The organism is Pseudomonadota bacterium (genome assembly GCA_039815145.1).
GTDB lineage: Bacteria > Pseudomonadota > Gammaproteobacteria > Steroidobacterales > JBCBZW01 > JBCBZW01.
This window is the reverse complement of sequence record JBCBZW010000033.1, coordinates 26487-45360: the sequence shown is the minus strand read 5'-3', so window position 1 is coordinate 45360 and position 18874 is coordinate 26487. Positions and strand designations below refer to the sequence as shown.

Below are 18874 nucleotides of genomic sequence, written 5' to 3'. Positions count from 1 at the left end.
GTGACCACGTTCATCGGCGTGTTGTAGATGTTGCGCTTGGCCTTGCCCGGGTGCAGGTCGAGCTGCTGATAATTGTTGTGCTTGTCGAAGATCATGCTGGCGACGGGCGCCGGCAGGTCGCAGTAGTAGAGTGATCCGGACACCAACGAATTCGAATGGGAGTGTCCGTGCATTCCCACGCCGGGCGGATTGGTCAGGGCCCAGGACTGGGTGACGTACAGTTCCTGGTCGATCCCCATGACCTCCTTGGCGTACACCGCGAGCGCTTCTGATACCGCCTCCTTGACGCTGGCGAGGGCCGGCTCGTCCAAGATGTAGAGGTTCTCGGAAATCAGGTTCGATTGGTTTTGCACCATTGTCAGCTCGCGGATGAACGCCACCTGCTCCTCGCTGATGGCGTGGGCGATGTTGGTGCGGAAGTACGGCTCGGCGAATAGCGGCTGTACGTCGTAGCTCCCCAGTGCCATTGCATAATCCCCTGTCGCATTGACCGTTAGTGGTCGAATAGTTGTTGTAGTCCCCTACTGCAGATAGTTGACCAGCGTATGCGACGAAACAAGGGGGTGGCGCATCCCCGCCTTCTAGTGATGATGTAAAATCTTGGAAGTATGTCTAATACTTTGATTCCAATTTTTATTTCTTTTTCTTCAGGCTGGTTCGAGGGCGGCGTGGTACTGGGCCGCATGGCCGGTGATGCCTGTCTTGCGTATCTCGGAGTGGCTGGGATTTGACGGAATCCAGGTCACGCTCAGCCGTCACAGCGGTCTACCTTCCCGCGCTCGCCAACCTAGCGGTGGTCATCGCCATGGCCGCTGCCGCACGGATGGTCGGCTTCGCCCACCCCCTCGTGCTCGAACTAGGCGAGGGCCGCTTCGAGGCCTTCGTGCCCGACACCAGCGCGGCGATGGCGGCGGATATCGCTGGGCGCCTGCACTGGGCGCTGGCCCACGCGAGCTGGTGGGTGGTGCAGGTGCTTGCGGCGAGCGCCCTGCTGCGTCTGTTCTGGATCGACACACGCGCTTGCGGTGAGTTCGGCAAAACGATGCGCCAGCTCTACGCGGTGGGGATCGCCGTCGTGCTCACGTCTATGTTGGTCGCTGGGCTTGCGGGAGTGCAATTCGCCGGGCCCTTCGCCGCCGCGCTGCAGGCGTTACCGGTGGGGCCATCGGGCCCCATCCTCACGGCGGCAGCGGTCGCCGTAAACACCGGCGCTGCGACCCTGATCTTCATGCTGGCGCTCGGCTTCTGCGCGCTTGTGCTCCGATCGCGAAACGACGAGCAAGCTGCCGGTAGCGACGATAGCGCTGACCGCTTCGATCAACTGCTGTGGTTGGGAAGCGGCTACCTGGCGCTGACCACCCTGGAGGTCACGCTCGGCTATCGCTGGGCGGCAGCCCTGGTAGCGCCCTCGGCTGGCGATGTGGCAGCGGCGGTCGCCTGCGCGCAGGCGCGGGTGATCGGCGGCGTGAGCAGCCTGATCCTCGGGGTGACGGCGTGTGCTGCGTGGACGATGGCGCGCTGCACTTCCACGCGTTCGTTGTGGCGCGCCCTGGCGGTGTTTGCGCCGCTGCTGGTGGCGATCGGCGCCATCGAGTGCGCCCTCCCGTGAGGGTTACGGCCTAGTAAGCGCCCCAGCCAAAGAGCACCACGCCGACCGTACGCCAGAGAATCTGAAGGTCGAAGCGCAAGCCCATGTTCTTCACGTACAGCACGTCCAGGGCCACACGGCGCGAATAGCTCGTATCGTTGCGGCCGCTCACCTGCCACAAGCCGGTGATGCCCGGCCTCACCGCTTCGTACCAACGCAGGCGGGAGCCGTAGCGCATGAGCTCCTCCTCCACGATAGGGCGCGGGCCGACCAGGCTCATCTCGCCCCGAAGCACGTTGAGCAGCTGGGGAAGCTCATCGAGGCTGGTCCGGCGCAGGAAGACACCCACGCGGGTGAGGCGCGGATCGTCGCGCAGCTTGCGGGTGCGCTCCCACTCGGCCTTGGCCGCTGGGTCCTTGGCAAGTACCTCCTCGAGGACCTGCTCGGCATTGGGGCGCATCGTGCGGAATTTCAGGCAGGTGAAGCGCCGGCCCTGGTGGCCGATGCGGGTCTGGCGAAACAGGGCCCGATCGCCGTCGGCGCGGGCGAGCAGGGTGATGATCACCATCGGCACGATGAAGATCGCCAGCAGGGTGAGTGCGCCGAGCACATCCGCCACCCGTTTCCAACCTAACGAAGGTACTAGGTCAGGCGCGGCGCCGGTGCCGTTGACGATGCGCTCGTCGGGGGCGTGCACGGTCCAGCGCACGCTCGGCGCTGGCGGCGGGCGCGAGGCCGCAGTGACACCCAATGAGGGGGAGTCAGCAACCCGCGATACGCTGGCGTAGGTGCCGTGCTCGCTGTTCTTCAGGCGGCTGAGTCTCGGTGTTCCCATCGCGGAGGCTTCAGTTACTTGTGACCGTGGGAGTGTCGCTACGGCCCGACGTAGCGCTGCGGTGTGGCGCTTTACATAGGTCGCCAGATACACCTGTCACGCTGTGGTATCGCTGCCGTGATGCGTTCGCGACTCGGTGTGAGCTTCTCATAATCAGATCTCAACGCATCCTGTCGCTGACCTTAGACTACTGCAGGTGCCATTGCAGTGATCTACATCAAGGCGAGCGATCTGGCTGCGTCCGCGGGCGCATTAGGGGGTGTTCGGAAAGTGCCGAGTCAGCTGTTGCCAGGCATCGATGTAGTCGCCCTGCAGCGCCGGTGAATTCAGCGCTTGCGCGCTCGGCCGGATCAGGTAGCGGGACTCGAACATAAACGCCATCGTGGCATCCAGATACTGGGGTGTGAGCGTTGAGTTGCTCGCCCGTTCAAATGCGTCCGCGTCGGGGCCGTGGGGCACCATGCAGTTGTGCAGGCTGGCGCCGCCCGGTGCGAAGCCACCGCCTGTCTTGGCGTCGTACTCGCCGGTGATCAACCCCATGAACTCGGACATCACGTTGCGGTGGTACCAGGGTGGGCGGAAGGTGTCGTTCATGACCAGCCAGCGCGGCGCGAAGGCGACGAAGTCGACGTTCGCCGTGCCCGCCGTGTCTGAGGGGGAGGTCAGTACGGTGAAGATCGAGGGGTCGGGGTGGTCGTAGCTGATCGAGCCGATGACGTTGAAGCGTCGAAGGTCGTAGCGATACGGTGCCAGCGTGCCGTGCCAGGCCACCGCATCGAGTGGCGAGTGCTGGAGTTGAGCTCTCTGCATAGTGCCTGCCAGGCGGCAGATGAGCTCGAACGGCCCCTCGAGATCCTCGAAGGCAGCGGCCGGATACTCGAAGTCACGTTCGTTGGCGAGGCCATCTGAGCCGATGGGGCCACGCTCTGGGAGCTCGAACAGCGCCCCATGGTTCTCACACACGTAACCGCGTGCTGCCGAGTCCTCCAGGCCGACGCGGAATCGCATCCCGCGGGGGATCACGGCGATCTGTTGCGGCTCCACGCTGAGCACGCCGCATTCGGTGTGCAGCGTGAGGTGTCCCTGCTCCGGGACGATGAGCAACTCCCCATCGGCGTTGGCAAAGTAGCGTGAGGTCATCGACTGGTTGGCGCGGTAGACGTGGATGCTCGCTCCCGTTTGTGCCAGCGCGTCGCCACAGGCAGCGACGGTGTACATGCCCTCGACGAAGTCGACGGGATGATCGGGAAGCGGTTGGGGGTCCCACCGAAGGGGGTCCGCCGGGGTGGTCGTCCCGTCAAGTGGGGCCGTCTGCCAGTTAGGTGCGATGTCGCAAGGCTCGAACCCGAGGTGGGCGACCGAGGGACGGATGCGGTAGAACCACGTGCGTGCGTTGCGCGCCCTCGGCGCCGTAAAGGCCGTGCCGCTGAGCTTCTCCGCGTACAACCCATGGGCGACGCGTTGCGGGGAGTTGCGACCCTCCGGGAGGGCGCCGGCGAGCGCCTCGCTCGCATGCTCGTTACCGAAACCGGTGAGGTACTGGCGCATAGCGCGTCCTTGGCGTCTACTGGTGTGCGGATTTTCGCACAGCTCCAGGGGCTGTGGTGCCTCTGCGGAGCTGGCTCCGCGGGTGGGCGCGATGGGAGGATCCGCTAACCGATGGTGCACTTAGCCAGGGTATTGCCCAGGGCGGCGCATGTGCGGCGCATGTCCTCCTCGGTGAGCGTGGGATGGACCAGGAACATCAGGCTCGATTCGCCGAGACGCTGGGCGACCGGGAGTCGTTGGGAGGGGAGCCAGGGCGTGTCGGCGAAGGCGCGCTCGCGATAGACCTCGGCGCACGTTCCCTGATCGCACGGAATGCCCTGGTCCACGATATCCGCAATGATCTCGTCTCGATCGTAGCCAGGGCGAAGACCGTCGGTGTCCACATATGCGTAGTACTTGTAGTAGGCGTGGCGGCAACAGCTTTCGTCGTTGCAAGCCGGGGAATCGCAGCGGGCCTTGACGGGCGCTTTAATCGGGCCATTGGGGTGGGCGTAGGGTTCCAAGGTCCGCTCCAGCGCGCGGGCGTTAGCTGCGCGGTCGGCTGACCAGGTCGGCAGACGGCGCAGTTGTATGCGTCCGATTGCTGCCTGCATTTCGGTCATTCGCCAGTTCGTGCCGAAGGATTCGTGGAGCCAGCGATAGCCCGGTGGATGATGGCGCTCGTGCACGGCCTGCCAGCTCTTCCCGTGCTCCTTGTGGGACCACATGCGAGACCAAAGCGCCGGGTCGTTTGTGGTGACCATGCCGCCTTCTCCTCCCGTGGACATGATCTTGTCCTGGCAGAACGACCACGCGCCGACATGACCGATGGAGCCGACTGAGCGGCCCTTGTACAGGGCGCCGTGGGCTTGGGCGCAGTCCTCGATGACGAGAAGTCCCTGCTCGCGAGCGAGTGCCATGATGGCATCCATGTCGCAAGGCCAACCGGCGAGGTGCACGGCGATGATCGCTTTCGTTCGCGGCGTCACTACCGCCTCGATTGTGGCCTTCGAGAGGTTCCCTGAGTGCGGGTCGACGTCGGCGAAGACGGGCGCCGCGCCGGCGGCGACCACGCATGATGCGCATGCGATGAAGCTGCGCGCGGGGACGATGACCTCGTCGCCTGGGCCGATCTGCAAGCCCTTCAAGGCCAGGTCTAGGGCGAGGGTGCCGTTGGCGACGGCAACGGCGTGCGCGCATCCCACGGCGGCGGCGAATTCCTCCTCGAAGCGTCTGGTTTCCTCTCCGGTCCAGTAGTTGACACGATTGGAGGCTAACACGCAGCTAACGGCGTCGATTTCCTCCTGGGTGAACGAGGGCCACGGAGCGAGTTCGGTGTCTAGCATGCACGTGTCCGAGCTGGTGGTGCGGCGGATGGATCGAGGCTATCGCTTACGCCCACGAGTCGCGCACCGAGGCACGAGCCCTACCAGGCGCCTAAAACCCGGTCGTAAACTGCAGGAACAGACGGCCTTCCTGCGTGGTTTCGCCGCTCTCGAGATCGTCGATAAACTCGATTCCCGCACCGACCTCGAAGGTGCCGTAGCGAAACCTGCGGCTGTGGGATACGTCAACGCTGAGGAGATCTTGCGGCGTTGGCGTGAGGGAGTTTCTACTGTCCGGTGGGCCGTTGGCGTTGAGGGTGCCGGTCCTGACCTGGGCCTGCCAACGCGTGTGTTTCTCGTTGACCAGGACCGCGCCGAAGGTGAACAGGTCAGCATCGTTGTCGGCACCGTGGCCGATCGATCGGCCTCGGAAGCGGTACCCGTCCGGGAACACGCCGTTGTAGGCGCAGTTGAAGCCCCCGTTACCTACGAAATCGCTCGCGCCGAAGAAGTCGCAGCTGGTGCGGCTGTACTCGCCGAACAAACGCGTCGACCAGCGTTCCGCCACCGTGCCAGACCATTCGGCGCCCAACTGACCCAGGTACTGACTGGGCAGGCCACCCGCTTCGTCTTCGCCGATGAATTGCCCGTAAAGCGATACTGAACGTCCGAACCCCGGCGGCGTCCAGCGCAGATCGAAACCGCCGAGTTGATTGCCCGGTTCGTTGCTGTCGTCGATGCCGCCGTCGCCAACGTTGTCCTGTCCTAGCAGGAGATCGACAAAGGTGCCCACGCTGCAGGGGCGGCCCTCGCCACACCACATCGCTGATCGGGAAATGCCTATCTCGAGAGAACTGTGGGGGCGAAACGTGGCCCTTGCGCCAAAGAACTGTGGGTTTGGAATCTCACGGTCGGACTCAAGGCGCCCGAATATCAACGACAGGTCCCAGGGACCGATCCAGCGCAGCCATCGAATGTCGAAGGGATCGGTGAACACCCGATCGATGGTGATCGCTGGAAAGGGACGGCCGTTGTTCGACAGGATCAAGCTGCCGTCCCACGCGGGCCCCCACCAGCGCTGCTGCGTGCTCAGTCCGAACGCCCAGTTGCCGAGGACGACTGCGGCGTAGCTATCGTCGAAGCGAATACGCTGACTGTCACCGTCGCCACCGACGTACTGGAGGTTCACGTCGATCGCGGCCCAGGCCAAGGTGGCATCGGCTCCGATGGACACCTCACCCTCGCCGCGTGGGGTGTACTGGAAGGACCGGATTCGGGTCGGGTTCAGCGCCGCTCCGGTTCTGGCGCTCAGTAGCAGCTCGTTGCTTCGCGTTTCCCACTCGGCGCGCTCACGTACACGACCGAGGGCCTGCAGGGCGGTCAGGGACAGGTGGGTGATGTCAGCGGAATCCACGTCCTGCAGGATCGGCCCCCAGGCGAGGGGCCAGGTGCTGATCGGGCCCCTGATTACGCCACTGTCGGCCAACAACTCGATGTCGTGGCGCAGCGTGAGATCGCCAGCTGGAATCAGCGGGCCCGCCATGGCGTCGCCGAGCGCGGCTATGGCCAGCGCTAAGGTCGCGCAGACCGCCACCACCGTTCTCGCACGCACGGTCGAGAAACGTAGGGTGGCGTCGCCGATCAACCCGCTGGTCATTCCGGTGGCGCGTTGACCACCCGCAGCGGTGAGCTTCCGGACATGTAGGTGATCGACGCACCGTCGGGCTTGGACGCGTGGGCAGTTCCCATCAGGTAGTCATCGAGTTTCTCAGGCGCGTAGCCATCGACGACCGAGGCGAGCAGGCCTTGAACCTCATCCAGATTCTCCGAATCGAGTGCTTCGCGCATCTTCTCGATGACCATGCTCACCCGATCCCAGCTCAGGGAACGTTCCATCGCGCGCATGATCTCCGGGTGATCCGTGTGCTCGACGGCGCTGTCGATCAGCAGTTCCTCGTGCAATTTCTCACCCGGGCGCAGGCCGGTGTACTGGATCTCCACCTCACCCTCGGGGTGATTGGCGTCCTTCACGGTGCGTCCCATGAGACGAATCATGCGTGTCGCCAGGTCGGCGATGCGCACAGGTTGGCCCATCTCCAGCACGAAAACGTCACCGCCGCGGCCCATCGCGCCGGCCTGGATGATCAGCTGTGATGCTTCCGGGATGGTCATGAAGTAGCGCGTCACCTCGGGATCGGTGACCGTTACGGGTCCACCAGAACGGATCTGCTCGCGGAACAGCGGAACCACTGACCCGGAAGACTCCAACACGTTGCCGAAGCGCACGATGCAGAACTTGGTCTTGCCTTCGAGCTTCTGCATGCCCTGCAGGATCAGTTCTGCAAAGCGTTTGGTGGCGCCCATGACGCTGGTGGGAGCGACCGCCTTGTCTGTCGACACGAGCACGAACACCCCCACACCGTGGCGACGCGCGGCTTCGGCGACGACGCGCGTGCCGAGCGCGTTGTTGCGGATGCCCTCGGAGATGTTGTGTTCGACGATCGGCACGTGCTTGTAAGCGGCCGCGTGGTAGACCGTGTCGACGGCGTAGGTGGTAAGTGCCGAATCGACCCGTTGATGATCCTGAACACTGCCGAGCAGCGGCACGAGTTCCGTCTCGGCACCAATTCCGGCGGCCAACTTACGCAAGCTGCGCTCCGCGTTGTAGAGCGCGAGTTCCGACTGCTCGAACAGCAAGATGCGTTTCGGCTCGTGCACCACCAGTTGCCTGCCGAGCTCGGAGCCGATCGAACCACCGGCACCCGTCAGCAGGATGGTCTTGCCATGGACATGCGCACGCATGATATCTCGGTCAGCCTTCACCGGGTCGCGGCCGAGGATATCGCCCACGGAGACATCGCGCAGTTCCGCGAGGTGCGAGCGACCTGAGATGAGGTCGTGGATGTTCGGCATGGTCTGGATGCGCACGGGAAGCCCCTCGAGGAAGTCGAGGATCTCTCGGCGCCGGTCACGGGTGGCCGTGGGCAGCGCCAGCAGCACTCTGCGCACGCCTTCGCGGTGAACCACGCGTAGGATGTCGTTCGGGGAAATGACGGGCAGTCCGCTAATGAAACTACCCTGCAGCCGCGGATCGTCATCGACGAAGCCGACGGGATAGAAGGAGCGCTGGCGCATCAGATTGGTACCGAGGGCGATGCCCGCCTGGCCGGCGCCGTAGATGAGCACTCGCTCACAGCCTCTGCGCGGACGGAGCAGGAAGCTGCGAACGATCAATCGCACGGTGCTGGTGCTGATGGCTGTGAACGCGGTGAACACGGCCACTAGGGCGGCAGCCTCGATCGGCTCGCCAATGCTGAGGACGCTCGCGAGCAGTGCGCCGGCGACGCCGACGTACAGCAGGGCTCGCAACACGCGAACGGCGAGTCGGGCATCGACGAAGCGGGTGATCGAGCGGTAGAGGCCCTGAACCCAGAAGACCACCGTGGTGCCGGCGACGGCGACCAGCAGGGCCCAAGGCATCGCGGCGCTCTGCGTGTTCCGGTAGACGATCCACCAAGCGGCCAGAAACGCCGCGGACACCAGGCAGATATCCGCCGCTGCCAGCATGGTGCGCTTCATCGGGCGGGGCATGCCAAGCGCAAGCCGGCGTGCCTTCGTTATGACCGTCGCGAGGAGCCGATCGTCCAGCATCTTATGTTTCCAATCCAAGCGTCATTTGGGGCCCAGCCAGCACGAATCTGGCAGGACGATGGGCGGTGCCCAGGAAGTCGGGCGGGTCACCAGAGGGGTTTGTCGTAGCGGTGCTACCACCCGTCTGCCGGCGTGCTGCATAGCACCCTCCCACGGAAGGTGGACAGGGTACCTCCTAGGAAAGGGGTTGCCTAGAGGTGAACCACGGAAAATCAGGCGGTTGCCGCCATTTTCGGTGTCTTTGCACACTATTGCATAAGATCTGCGCACCAGTTCACTTTCCATTGGGCCGCCTGCCGACCGGTTTTTTGATTCTGTCTTTGCCTAACGGGACTGAACGCGGTTCGTTTACTTATGGTGCGCCAGGAAATCCGCAGCCCGGCTCGGCGGCAGCTGGGACCGATCCTCTGGGGCTGGCGGCGTGCCGGCGGGCAACCTCGGCGCGCGAACGTGCGGGCCAGCGCAGTTGCCGAATTTCGAGACCGGAAAATGGGCGCGGGGGTGGGATTTGTCCGAGCCCTGATCGGTGCGTGACTGGTGCCCGCTAACCTCTTAGTGTCGCCGGGGGCCTCGGAATCTCACGCGATGGGCAGGAGGCTGATCGGAGGGAGGAGACTTGGCGCGACAAACGAGGGGCCCGGAGGAACTCCGGGCCCTGACAGGGGGGTGTCTTCAGCTGCCTGAAGCGACCTTAGAAGGTATGACGCACGGTGAGGGAGAAGCGCCGACCCAGGGGATCGTAGGTGCTCGGGTAGATGTTGCCCGAGTTGAAGGCCGTGGTGCCGATGTTGTTGCCGACGATTGTGGGCAAGTTGTCGAACACGTTGAGCACCGCACCGGTCAACTGCAGGCGCTGCGTCAGCTGCACCCGTGCCGTGAGGTCGATGTAGTTCTCCGCATCGATCTCCCGGAATTCCTCGAGGAAGGTGTCCGCCACTTCGGGCTCCGCCTCCACCGCATCGATCCAGCGCCAGAACACAGAAACGTCCACCGGACGATCCATGCCGTCGAAGCTCAGCGTCGCCCGGTTGGAGAAGCTGAACTCGGGTTGGATCGAGGCACAGTTGATGCTGTAGAAGCCCGTGCAATCACGATCGATGGAGTCGGGGTTGTCGACGTTGGCGTTGAACACAGACTCCTGGGTCCAGTTGCCGTTGAAGCTGTTGGAGAAGCGGGCGAAGCCCAGGTCGCCCTGCCAGTTCAGGGACACGTCGATGCCGCTGGTGGCGAGGGCCCCCTGATTGCTCAACACCAACGGTAGGCCGGCGGTGGTGGATACGTCGCCGAACAGGTTGCCCGTGGCCGGGTTGCGACGGATGCCCGTGCAGGCCGGGTCCGAGGCGGAGGCACCGCTGATCGCGAGCGTCCCGTCCTCGAAGTCAGGCCCGAAGCAGGCCGCGAACACGTCACCCGGGTTCGGGTTGGTGATCGCGTCGCTGACCTCGATGTTGTAGTAGTCCAGGGTCACCGCCAGGTTCGGCGCGAAGTCGGGCTGCATGACGAAGCCGATGGTCCAGGTGTCGGCGTCCTCCGCGTCGAGGTTGGGGTTGCCACCGGTGGTGGCGTTCACCTGGCCAGCGGGGTCGACGATGATGCTGCCGATGGTGCCGAGCGGCGCGCCCTGGGCCAGGCAGATTTGCCGCAGATCCTCGTTCTCCAGCGGCGCGTTGCCCGTGCAGGGATCGGTCGCGAAGTTGTTCAGGCCCGTGACCTGCGGGGCGAACAGCTCGTTGATGTTCGGCGCGCGGGTCACCCGCTGCAGGTTACCGCGGATCTGGAAGCCGCCCACGGGGCTCCAGGTGCCGCCGACCTTCCAGGTGCTCTCATCTCCGGTGGTGCTGTAGTTGGAGAGGCGAGCGCCAGCCTGGAGGCTGACCTCTTCGGCGAAGGCGGCGCCCTGCACCAGCGGCACGTTGACCTCCGTGAACACCTCACGAACGTCGTAGCTGCCGGTGACATTAGGTGCGGCGGCGCCGTTGCCCAGCACTTCGCCCGGCGTCTGCGTCAGCAGGTCGTTGGCGAAGCCAGCCTCGTAATCGCGGTACTCCGCACCCACGGCAAAGCCGATCGGCGATTCTGCCCAGGGCATGGACGTGTTCACATCGCCGCTCACCAACGCTTGGCCTTGGAGCAGGGTGGTGAATTGGTTCGAGGTGTTGCCCACATCGAGGAACGCGCCGACTTCGTTGGTGATGCTGCCCAGGGGGCCGAACAGATCGATGGGCACGCAGCCGCCGGATGGGTCCAGACACGCGTTCGGGTCGGTGGCCAGCAGGGCCTGTTGCAGACGGGTGCGCGTGCCGTTGCCCGACTGGGAGCCGCGCAGGTCGCTTTCGCCGTAGGCGAAGAAGGCGTCCCAGGAGAGGTTCGAGACGAGATCGCCGCGGGCGCCCGCCTTCAACTGCCAGACGCGGCTTTGGCGCTCGTTATCGCGCGTGCCGAGTTCGACGAAGCGTCGGCCGTAGTCGAGATCGATCGTGCGGTAGGCAGGGTCGTTCGGGTCCGTCGCCAGGGCGGCAGCGTCACACTCCGCTTGGGAGAAGTTCGGCTGGACACCGTCGGTGGCCGCGTCAGAGTCCGCGCCGCAGATCTGGTTGCGAATCCCCGCGGGGAGGAACGGATTGGACAGCGGCGTCGTGAAGACGTTGCGGAAGGTGCCCGAGGGCGCGATCTGCGTGCGGTTGGTGCTTTGTGAATAGAACGCTTCGGTGTACATCTCGATGCCGCTGTCGAGTTCGTAGCGGGCTGAGCCGTACAAGCGGTACTGCTCCAGGGGCAGCTGGAACAGGTTGAAGGGGTTGAAGTTGAAGGGCTGGTAGAAGGGGATTACCGAGTCGCCGTCGGGGGAGACCTGCACCGTGCCGCCGCTGCCCGGGAAGGTCAGCACCGTGGGCACGGTGGTGCTCGACCCGCCCGGTGCACCCGTCGCGGAGGAGAGGTTCTCGACGCCGAAGTCGCGATCGCCTTGGAGGATCGCCTCACGATCCGTATAGCCGACGCTGAACACCGCGTTACCACGCCCACCGTCGAAGTTGCCGCCCGTGGTCAGGTCGATGCGCAGGGTATCGCCGTCTCCTTCCGCCGTTCGCGCGCCCGTCACGCGCAGGTCGAAGCCCTCAAAGTTCTGCCGGGTGATGAAGTTCACCACGCCCGAGATGGCGTCGGCGCCGTAGGTGGAGCCCGCGCCGCCGGTGAGTACATCCGTTCGCTCGACCAGGGCGATGGGGATGATGTCCAGGTTGGTGCGACCCTGCAGGTCGGCCGGCACCACTCGCGTGCCGTTCAGCAGGGTGATGTTTCGGTTTGAGCCGAGGCCGCGCAGGTTGATGAAGGTGGAGCCGCCGTTGCCGTTGTTGACCTGGGCGCCGATGCTCGGCACTACGCCCGGGATCTCGCGGATGAACTCCTCCACGAAGTTGGCCTGGCGCAGCTCCACCTGCTCCGAGGTGACGGTGGCGACGGGACTCGATTGGGTCAGGTTCGGGTCGGTCAGGCGCGATCCGGTGACCACCACCTCCTCGACCTCGGTGGGCGCCTCCTGCGCGGTCGCAGGCACCAGCACACTGGCGGACGCCAGGAAGGCACCGGCCAGCGCGGCCCTGCGGCCTGCGGAGAAAAGGCTGTGGCGGACAGCTCGCGATAGGTTCAGTCGTTGCATCTCTAGACTCCTCCGGCTCCCACCTTGCGAGCGGGATGTGACGTGGCTAGGCCTGAAGAGTGTTGTGAAAAGGCAACGAAAGATATCGTTCTATCTGTTTTGCCGCTAAAAATCATTGGTGTATTCGCAACATTCTCTCCAGTGCGGCCGAGCATATGGAGGTGGTTTGTTGTTATGCAAGCGAAAGTGTTGCTTTTGTAGCTAAATTGTAGCGTGTCAGAGGGTATGTTGCTGAAAACACTAAAATGTTGCGAAGCGCATGAACGGAGACGCTGTTGCGCGCAATCCATGTCACCGCTTGAATGTGCGCAATCGCGGGGGTCGGCGGGCAGCCAGGTGCAACGCTAAGACGGCGACAGAGGGCGCGAGTGGCAGATGCGCCAAGCGAGCCCGCCGGCAATGCGCGCCGGCGAGGAGAGGTAGAAAGGGTGGCTCAGCTCAGGGGGAAGGTGCGTCGCCGCCGAAGTTCACGTGAGCCAGGCGCGCCATCGACTCCTTCCAGGTCACCAGGTCGTCACGCCGGAACTCGGCGAGCGAGCGGTGGCCGCAGGCGCGGGCGAGGATTTTCATCAGGTCCACGCTGGTGCTGAAGAAGCGCGCGAGGCGTTCGGCCGAGCGCTCGATCTCCAGGCGGGCGGTCAGCTCAGGGTTAGTGGTGGCGATACCGACCGGGCAGTTGTTGGTGTGGCAGGCGCGCATGCCTAGGCAGCCGATGGCCTGAATGGCTGCGTTGGAGACGGCGATCGCATCGGCGCCGAGGGCCAGCGCTTTGGCGAAGTCGGCAGGCTTGCGTAAGCCGCCGGTGATGACCAGCGTGACGTCGTCGCGGCCGAGGCCATCGAGGTGGCGGCGGGCACGGGCCAGGGCTGGAATCGTGGGCACGGAGATGTTGTCGCGGAAGATCAGGGGCGCCGCGCCCGTGCCACCGCCGCGGCCGTCGAGGATGATGTAGTCCACGCCCACCTCGAGTGCCGCATCGATGTCCTTTTCGATGTGTTGGGCGGAGAGCTTGTAGCCGATCGGAATACCACCGCTCGCCTCGCGCACCTCGTTCGCGAAGTCACGGATTTGGCTCAGCTCCGTCCAATCGGGGAAGCGAGGCGGTGAGATGGCGGCGGTGCCGGGCGTAAGCCCGCGCACCTCGGCGATCTTGCCCTGCACCTTGGCCCCGGGCAGGTGGCCGCCGGTGCCGGTTTTGGCGCCCTGGCCCCCCTTGAAGTGGAAGGCCTGCACCTGGCGCGCCTTGTCCATGTGCCAGCCGAAGCGGCCCGACGCGAGCTCGTAGAAATAGCGTGAGTTCTCGGCCTGCTCCTCCGGCAGCATGCCGCCCTCGCCGGAGCAGATGCCCGTACCCGCCAGCTCCGCGCCGCGGGCCAGCGAGACCTTGGCCGCTTCCGACAGGGCGCCGAAGCTCATGTCCGACACGAAGAGCGGAATCTCCAGGCGCAGGGGCTTGGCTGCCTCGGGGCCGATGACCGTCTCCGTGGCGACGGCCTCATCGTCCAGGAGGGGCAGGCGATGGAGTTGCGCCGTGATGAACTGCAGGTCGTCCCAACTGGGCAGTTCCTGGCGTGGGACGCCCATGGCGGCGGTCATCCCGTGGTGGCCGGTTTGCGACAGGCCGTGTTCGGCGTAGTGCTGGATCAGCTTGACGTGCGGCTCCTCCTCCGCGCCGACGGGGTCAGCGTAGAGGCCGAGGTACTCATCGCGCCGATAGGGTTGCGGGTTGGCGTCGTGCCAGGCGGCGATCTCATCCTCGTCCACCCAGACCTTGCCCTCGTCTACCCACGCGGAGAACTTGGGCAGGGTCTCCGCGTTGTTGTACTCGCTCACCCCTGTGTCGTAGCGATAGTCCCAGTTGTGCACGCCGCAGATCAGATTGTCGCCGTCGATATGACCGTCCGACATCAGCGCGCCGCGGTGAGCGCAGCGGCCGTAGAGCACGGAGACGCGCTCGTCGAAGCGCACCACGACGAGGTCGACGTTGGCGACCAGGGCGTAGGTGGGGTCGCGGTCGGCAAGGGAGGACCAGTCGAGGATGGCTGTCTTCTTCATGGCGTGTTCTCGGTCAGGCGCGTGTAGGTGGCTTAGGTTCGACGAATGTCAGCGATAGGTGAGCTGAGGAACAGGGTGTCCTTACGGCGCAGGAGCTGGCCCTCGATACGCACCGGATCGGCGACCAGGGGGAGCAGGGGCTCGGGACTGTGCGCCTCGCCGTTTTCGTCCACCAGCAGCAGAGGCCGATAGGCACCGCGGCGATCACGGGCGAACAACGCCGGCGGAACGCCGCCGCGAATGCACAGGGAGGCGCAGGCCTTGTGCGGCTTGCCCGTGGACGGACGCATGGCGCCCGCGAAGCACTTCATGTCGAGGATCTCGCCAACCAGCGTCACGCGTTCGAGCGACTCCGCTGCCGGTAACCCTAATGCGGGCTCCGCGGTCGACGATGCCGGCGCGATCCAATCCGAGCCCTCGGCGGCGGCCAGCATGTAGAAGCCATCGCGCGCGATGAGGCTACCGCGCAGGGTCACCGCCTGGCCGTCGTAGGCGCTCACGATCGTGCGCACGCCGCATTTGAAGGGGCATACCAACCAGAGGCTGCGCACGGTGCCGTCCACGTCTCGCGTGCGCAGCATAGGGAAGGGATCCGCGTGGACGACGCCCTGCCATTGCCGATCTTCGACGTCCCAGGTGCCGTTGCCTGGCTGGCGTTGGAAGGCGGCCAGGCCGGCGCCAAGCGCGCCGCAGCCCAAGGTCAGGCTGAGACCGAGCCGGAGCATGAAGCGTCGGTCGCGCGCGGGTGTTTCGGCGGCGTAGCCGATGAAGTAGTCGTTGTCGTCGCTCACGGCTGGCGCTCCGGGGGCTGTTGGTCTGCCTTTGCTGCCGGCAGAAGGGTTGGGGCGACCGGTGTGCCGGGAGGATTACCCTGTGGGTTCACCCAGATGCGTCCATCCGCCGAGCGCGTCTGGTAGGTGGCGATACGTTCGTTGAAGGGTGGCGGGGAGCGCCCGTTCGCGGGATCGTATTGAAAGCCGTGCCAGGGGCAGGTGACGCAACCGTCCAGGATGCGCCCCTCGCCCAGGGGGCCCCCTTGGTGGCGGCACACGTTGGAGACGGCCATCACCTGCAGGCCGTCGCGGAACACGGCGATGCGCTCGCCCTCGGGCGGTGTCAGGATCACGGCGCGTGTGTCGGGGATCTCGAGCGCGGGCCCGGCGTCCAGCCACCCGTCGGCGGCCGGCGAGCGTTTGCCCTGCGCGCTGGCAAACGCACCCGCCAGGTGCAGGGCCGTGACGGTGACCACCGAGGCCCCGAGAGCGGTCACGTAGAGCGGGTCCTTCTCGAACTGGATCACCCCCAGGGCTACGTGGCCGACCAGTGCGGCGTAGGCCAGGTACACGCCCATATGCAAGGCCTTCCACAGGGCCGGGCCGAGGTTGGCATTCCAGAAGTCGTGGCTGGTCGCCGCCATCAGGAAGAGGATGGCGAGCGCCAGGGCGCCGAGGCTCTCGAAGGGGAAGCCCGCGATCGAGTCGTAGCGTGGATTGGAGACGAAGAGCGACGTGATCGGGTCGATCACGCCGAAGCCGTGGTACCAAATCAACACCGCGATGGCGTGCACCAGGGCGATGAAGAACGTCGTGACGCCGAGATGACGACGGTTGTACAGCATGGGTTTGAAGCGGGGGCTGAAGCGTGCCAAGGGGCCGATGCACAGAATCAGCGTCAGCATCAAAAAGGACAGGCTGCCGAAGGCGCGGATCAGCAGCTGCAGCTCCGCCATCGGTTGATCGGCGGGCCGGGTCAGGAGTGTGACCGCAACAAAGACGACCAGATAGGTGATCGCGCCGCCAGCGATCGACAGGTCGTAGCGTCGCTTGAAACCGTTCCAGCCGACGGCGCCGTAGCCCTCACTCATCAGTCGCCTCGTCGAGTGCGGTGGTGAGGCTGGGGGGCAGCGAGTCGTTGACCGCGGCGGGCGGACGCAGCGCCAGGGCGAACCAGATGACGAGCAGCATGGTGGGTCCGAGGAGCAACCAGAGCGCCAGATGCCAGTGGCGGTGAGCTTGCATCATGGGGCGATGTCGCCTCCGTCGACGGCGTTCAAGGGTACGCGCACGGTGAGCACACGGACGAGCAGAAGTGGCCACAGGGCGGCGCTGGCGGGGAAGATCATGATGCGCCCCCACACGCTCATCGGCGCCTGGTCCAGGCGCCGATGGCCAGCGCTGACGAACCACAGGCCGAACAGCGCCCCCAGGAGCGCGTAGACGGCGGTGGCGAGCAGGGCTGCGCGGACGAACGCTTCCATCCCCTACACGAGCTCGGCATCGGTCATGATTTCGAGCAGGGCGGGGCCGTCGTGGGCGAGGGCCTTGCGCATGGCCGCGTCCAGATCGTCGAGAGCGCGCACCTCCAGGCCGAGCCCGCCGCATAGCTCGGCGTAAGCCGCGAAGCTCGGATTGTGCAGGGACGTTTGCCACACCTCCCACTCCCCGGCGCGTTGCTCCTTGGAGATCTTGCCGAGTTCGCCGTTGTTGAGCAGGATGTGGGTGATGTTCATGCCGTACTTCACGGCCGTGGTGAACTCGGCCAGGTACTGGCCGAAGCCACCGTCGCCGGAGACGGAGATCACCTTGCGTCCGCGATGCTCATCGAAGTCCTGGGTGGCGCACCAGGCGCCGATGGCCGCTGGCAGGCTGAAGCCGATCGAGCCTAGGTAGCCGGACATGAGCACCGCCTGGCCGGCGCACTCGAAGTAGCGACCGAAAGAGTAGGTGTTGTTGCCAACGTCGACGGCGATCACCGCATCCTCGGGCGCCAGGCGGGTGAGGGCGGCGAAGATAGCCGCGGAGTTCACGCCGTGGAGGTTGTCGTCCTTGGCACGCCCCTCCTTCTCCTCCCGCCAGGCCGCCCAGCGCTGGGCCAGTTCCGGGCGCTGGTCCTGCACGCTAAGTTCGCTCGGCAGCGCCTCCAGGATGAGCTCCGTGGTGCGGGCGATCTCGCCGAGGATCGGCACCTCCACCGGGTGGAGCTTGCCGAGCTGCATCGCTTCGAAATCCACCTGAATGATGGGTTTCTTCGCTTCGATGCCCGTGTGGTTGGAGAAGGACGAGCCTAAGGCGATGATCAGGTCGCACTCGTTCATGAACCAGCTGGCGATGGGGGTTCCCGAGCGCCCGAGCACGCCCGCGGCGTTCGGGTGCGCATCGGGGATCTGCCCCTTGCCCTTGAAGGTGGTGACCACGGGCGCTTGCAGCCGCTCGGCGAGGCGCACGATCGGCGCCATGCAATCGCGCGCGCCGTAGCCGACGACGATCATCGGTCGCTCGGCGCGGCGGATCAGTTCCACCGCCTGATCGAGGGCGTCCGCCGCGGGCGCGATGGCGTGATCCCCCAGCCGTCCGGCAGGCGATCCGGCCGGGGCGTCCTCCGCGGCGGGGCGGGTTTGCACGTCGTCCGGGAAGATCAGGTGGGCCACGTCTCGCTCGACGATGGCGTTCTTACACGCGAGGGACATGAGCTCCGCGTGGTTGGAGCTGTGCAGCACGGCCTGGCTGAAGCGCGCTACGGGTGCGAAGGCGGTGGCGAGATCGATCTCCTGGAAGGCGCCGGGCCCGAACACCTGCACCTGCACCTGACCGGTGAGGGCCAGGACCGGCGCCCGGTCCACCTTGGCATCCCACAGGCCGGTCATCAGGTTGGTGGCCCCCGGACCGGCGATGGTCAAGCAGGCGGCGGGCTTGCCGGAGAGCTTGGCGTAGCCGGAGCAGGCGAAGGAGGCAGCCCCTTCGTGGCGAATCCCGATGTAGCTGAGCTCGTCGTCCACCTCCCGCCGGCGCAGGGCGTCGGAGAGGCCGAGGTTGGAATGGCCCACCATGCCGAAGACGCGCTTCACGCCCCAGTTGACCATCGTCTCGGCCATCACGTCCGTGACCGTGCGAGTGTGCGGCGGCTCGACCTCCACGCCGACGTAGATGCCGTCGTCGCGAACCTCGACGGGGAACATCTCCTGGCCGCTGTCCTCGTGGCCACCGGGCGGTTGTCCCGTGAGCGGGTGGAAGTCCCACCCGTGCCAGGGGCAGCGCAGCCAGCATTCACCACCGACGCCGCGCTCGATGGAGCCTTCGCCGAGGGGACCTCCCTGGTGGGGGCAGCGGTTGTCCATGGCGGCGTATTGGTTGTCGAAGTGCACCAGGGCCATCGAGCGGGTGCCGACGGTGACGGTCTTGACGCGACCGTTGGGCAGCTCGTCCAGGTCAGCAACGCGAGTCCAGGAAAGGGCCACG

At 65.4% G+C, this 18874-nt stretch carries 14 protein-coding genes; 1 reads left to right on the top strand and 13 read right to left on the bottom strand.

The window, feature by feature from the left end:
• The coding region (locus tag AAF184_10870) for a hypothetical protein (GenBank protein ID MEO0422830.1) at window positions 1-467 on the bottom strand (467 nt) is incomplete at its 3' end.
• Window positions 468-727: 260 nt separating this feature from the next.
• Between AAF184_10870 and AAF184_10865 the strand changes: the two genes are divergently transcribed.
• Window positions 728-1609 carry a hypothetical protein gene (locus AAF184_10865; GenBank protein MEO0422829.1) on the top strand — a complete coding sequence of 294 codons (882 nt, stop codon included), beginning with the start codon at window positions 728-730 and terminating at the stop codon, window positions 1607-1609.
• Window positions 1610-1619: 10 nt separating this feature from the next.
• On the opposite strand, the gene AAF184_10860 is transcribed toward AAF184_10865, so the two are convergent.
• The 12 genes from AAF184_10860 to AAF184_10805 all read right to left on the bottom strand — a co-directional run bounded on the left by AAF184_10860 (window position 1620) and on the right by AAF184_10805 (window position 18873).
• Window positions 1620-2423: a sugar transferase gene (locus AAF184_10860; protein MEO0422828.1), complete on the bottom strand. Its 804-nt coding sequence runs from the start codon at window positions 2421-2423 to the stop codon at window positions 1620-1622.
• Window positions 2424-2675: 252 nt separating this feature from the next.
• Window positions 2676-3971, bottom strand: coding sequence for a homogentisate 1,2-dioxygenase (gene hmgA / locus AAF184_10855; protein ID MEO0422827.1), 1296 nt, complete (start codon window positions 3969-3971; stop codon window positions 2676-2678).
• Between the two features lie 104 nt (window positions 3972-4075).
• A complete protein-coding gene (locus tag AAF184_10850) occupies window positions 4076-5296 on the bottom strand; it encodes a DegT/DnrJ/EryC1/StrS aminotransferase family protein (GenBank protein ID MEO0422826.1) in 1221 nt (406 codons plus the stop codon).
• 91 nt (window positions 5297-5387) lie between these two features.
• Window positions 5388-6932, bottom strand: coding sequence for a capsule assembly Wzi family protein (locus tag AAF184_10845; GenBank protein MEO0422825.1), 1545 nt, complete (start codon window positions 6930-6932; stop codon window positions 5388-5390).
• A complete protein-coding gene (locus AAF184_10840; protein MEO0422824.1) occupies window positions 6929-8866 on the bottom strand; it encodes a nucleoside-diphosphate sugar epimerase/dehydratase in 1938 nt (645 codons plus the stop codon). The genes AAF184_10845 and AAF184_10840 overlap by 4 nt, the downstream gene beginning before the upstream one ends.
• 751 nt (window positions 8867-9617) lie before the next feature.
• A complete protein-coding gene (locus tag AAF184_10835) occupies window positions 9618-12584 on the bottom strand; it encodes a TonB-dependent receptor (GenBank protein ID MEO0422823.1) in 2967 nt (988 codons plus the stop codon).
• A 438-nt stretch (window positions 12585-13022) separates the two neighbouring features.
• Window positions 13023-14639 carry a glutamate synthase-related protein gene (locus AAF184_10830; protein ID MEO0422822.1) on the bottom strand — a complete coding sequence of 539 codons (1617 nt, stop codon included), beginning with the start codon at window positions 14637-14639 and terminating at the stop codon, window positions 13023-13025.
• A 32-nt stretch (window positions 14640-14671) separates the two neighbouring features.
• Entirely contained in the window at window positions 14672-15430 is a 759-nt protein-coding gene (locus tag AAF184_10825; GenBank protein ID MEO0422821.1) for a hypothetical protein, read from the bottom strand.
• Window positions 15427-16503, bottom strand: coding sequence for a ferric reductase-like transmembrane domain-containing protein (locus tag AAF184_10820; GenBank protein MEO0422820.1), 1077 nt, complete (start codon window positions 16501-16503; stop codon window positions 15427-15429). Before AAF184_10820 ends, AAF184_10825 begins: the two co-directional genes overlap by 4 nt.
• Complete coding sequence (locus tag AAF184_10815; protein ID MEO0422819.1) at window positions 16496-16660, bottom strand: hypothetical protein; 165 nt, start codon at window positions 16658-16660, stop codon at window positions 16496-16498. The genes AAF184_10820 and AAF184_10815 overlap by 8 nt, the downstream gene beginning before the upstream one ends.
• Window positions 16657-16896, bottom strand: coding sequence for a hypothetical protein (locus AAF184_10810; protein ID MEO0422818.1), 240 nt, complete (start codon window positions 16894-16896; stop codon window positions 16657-16659). Before AAF184_10810 ends, AAF184_10815 begins: the two co-directional genes overlap by 4 nt.
• A gap of 3 nt (window positions 16897-16899) precedes the next feature.
• Entirely contained in the window at window positions 16900-18873 is a 1974-nt protein-coding gene (locus tag AAF184_10805; GenBank protein ID MEO0422817.1) for a thiamine pyrophosphate-binding protein, read from the bottom strand.
• Window position 18874 lies beyond the last annotated feature (1 nt).

Coding starts and splice junctions, on each gene's coding strand:
- AAF184_10860 (MEO0422828.1), bottom strand. CDS start 2,423: ATGGGAACACCGAGACTCAGCCGCCTGAAGAACAGCGAGCACGGCACC.
- hmgA (MEO0422827.1), bottom strand. CDS start 3,971: ATGCGCCAGTACCTCACCGGTTTCGGTAACGAGCATGCGAGCGAGGCG.
- AAF184_10850 (MEO0422826.1), bottom strand. CDS start 5,296: ATGCTAGACACCGAACTCGCTCCGTGGCCCTCGTTCACCCAGGAGGAA.
- AAF184_10845 (MEO0422825.1), bottom strand. CDS start 6,932: ATGACCAGCGGGTTGATCGGCGACGCCACCCTACGTTTCTCGACCGTG.
- AAF184_10840 (MEO0422824.1), bottom strand. CDS start 8,866: ATGCCCCGCCCGATGAAGCGCACCATGCTGGCAGCGGCGGATATCTGC.
- AAF184_10835 (MEO0422823.1), bottom strand. CDS start 12,584: ATGCAACGACTGAACCTATCGCGAGCTGTCCGCCACAGCCTTTTCTCC.
- AAF184_10830 (MEO0422822.1), bottom strand. CDS start 14,639: ATGAAGAAGACAGCCATCCTCGACTGGTCCTCCCTTGCCGACCGCGAC.
- AAF184_10820 (MEO0422820.1), bottom strand. CDS start 16,503: ATGAGTGAGGGCTACGGCGCCGTCGGCTGGAACGGTTTCAAGCGACGC.
- AAF184_10815 (MEO0422819.1), bottom strand. CDS start 16,660: ATGATGCAAGCTCACCGCCACTGGCATCTGGCGCTCTGGTTGCTCCTC.
- AAF184_10810 (MEO0422818.1), bottom strand. CDS start 16,896: ATGGAAGCGTTCGTCCGCGCAGCCCTGCTCGCCACCGCCGTCTACGCG.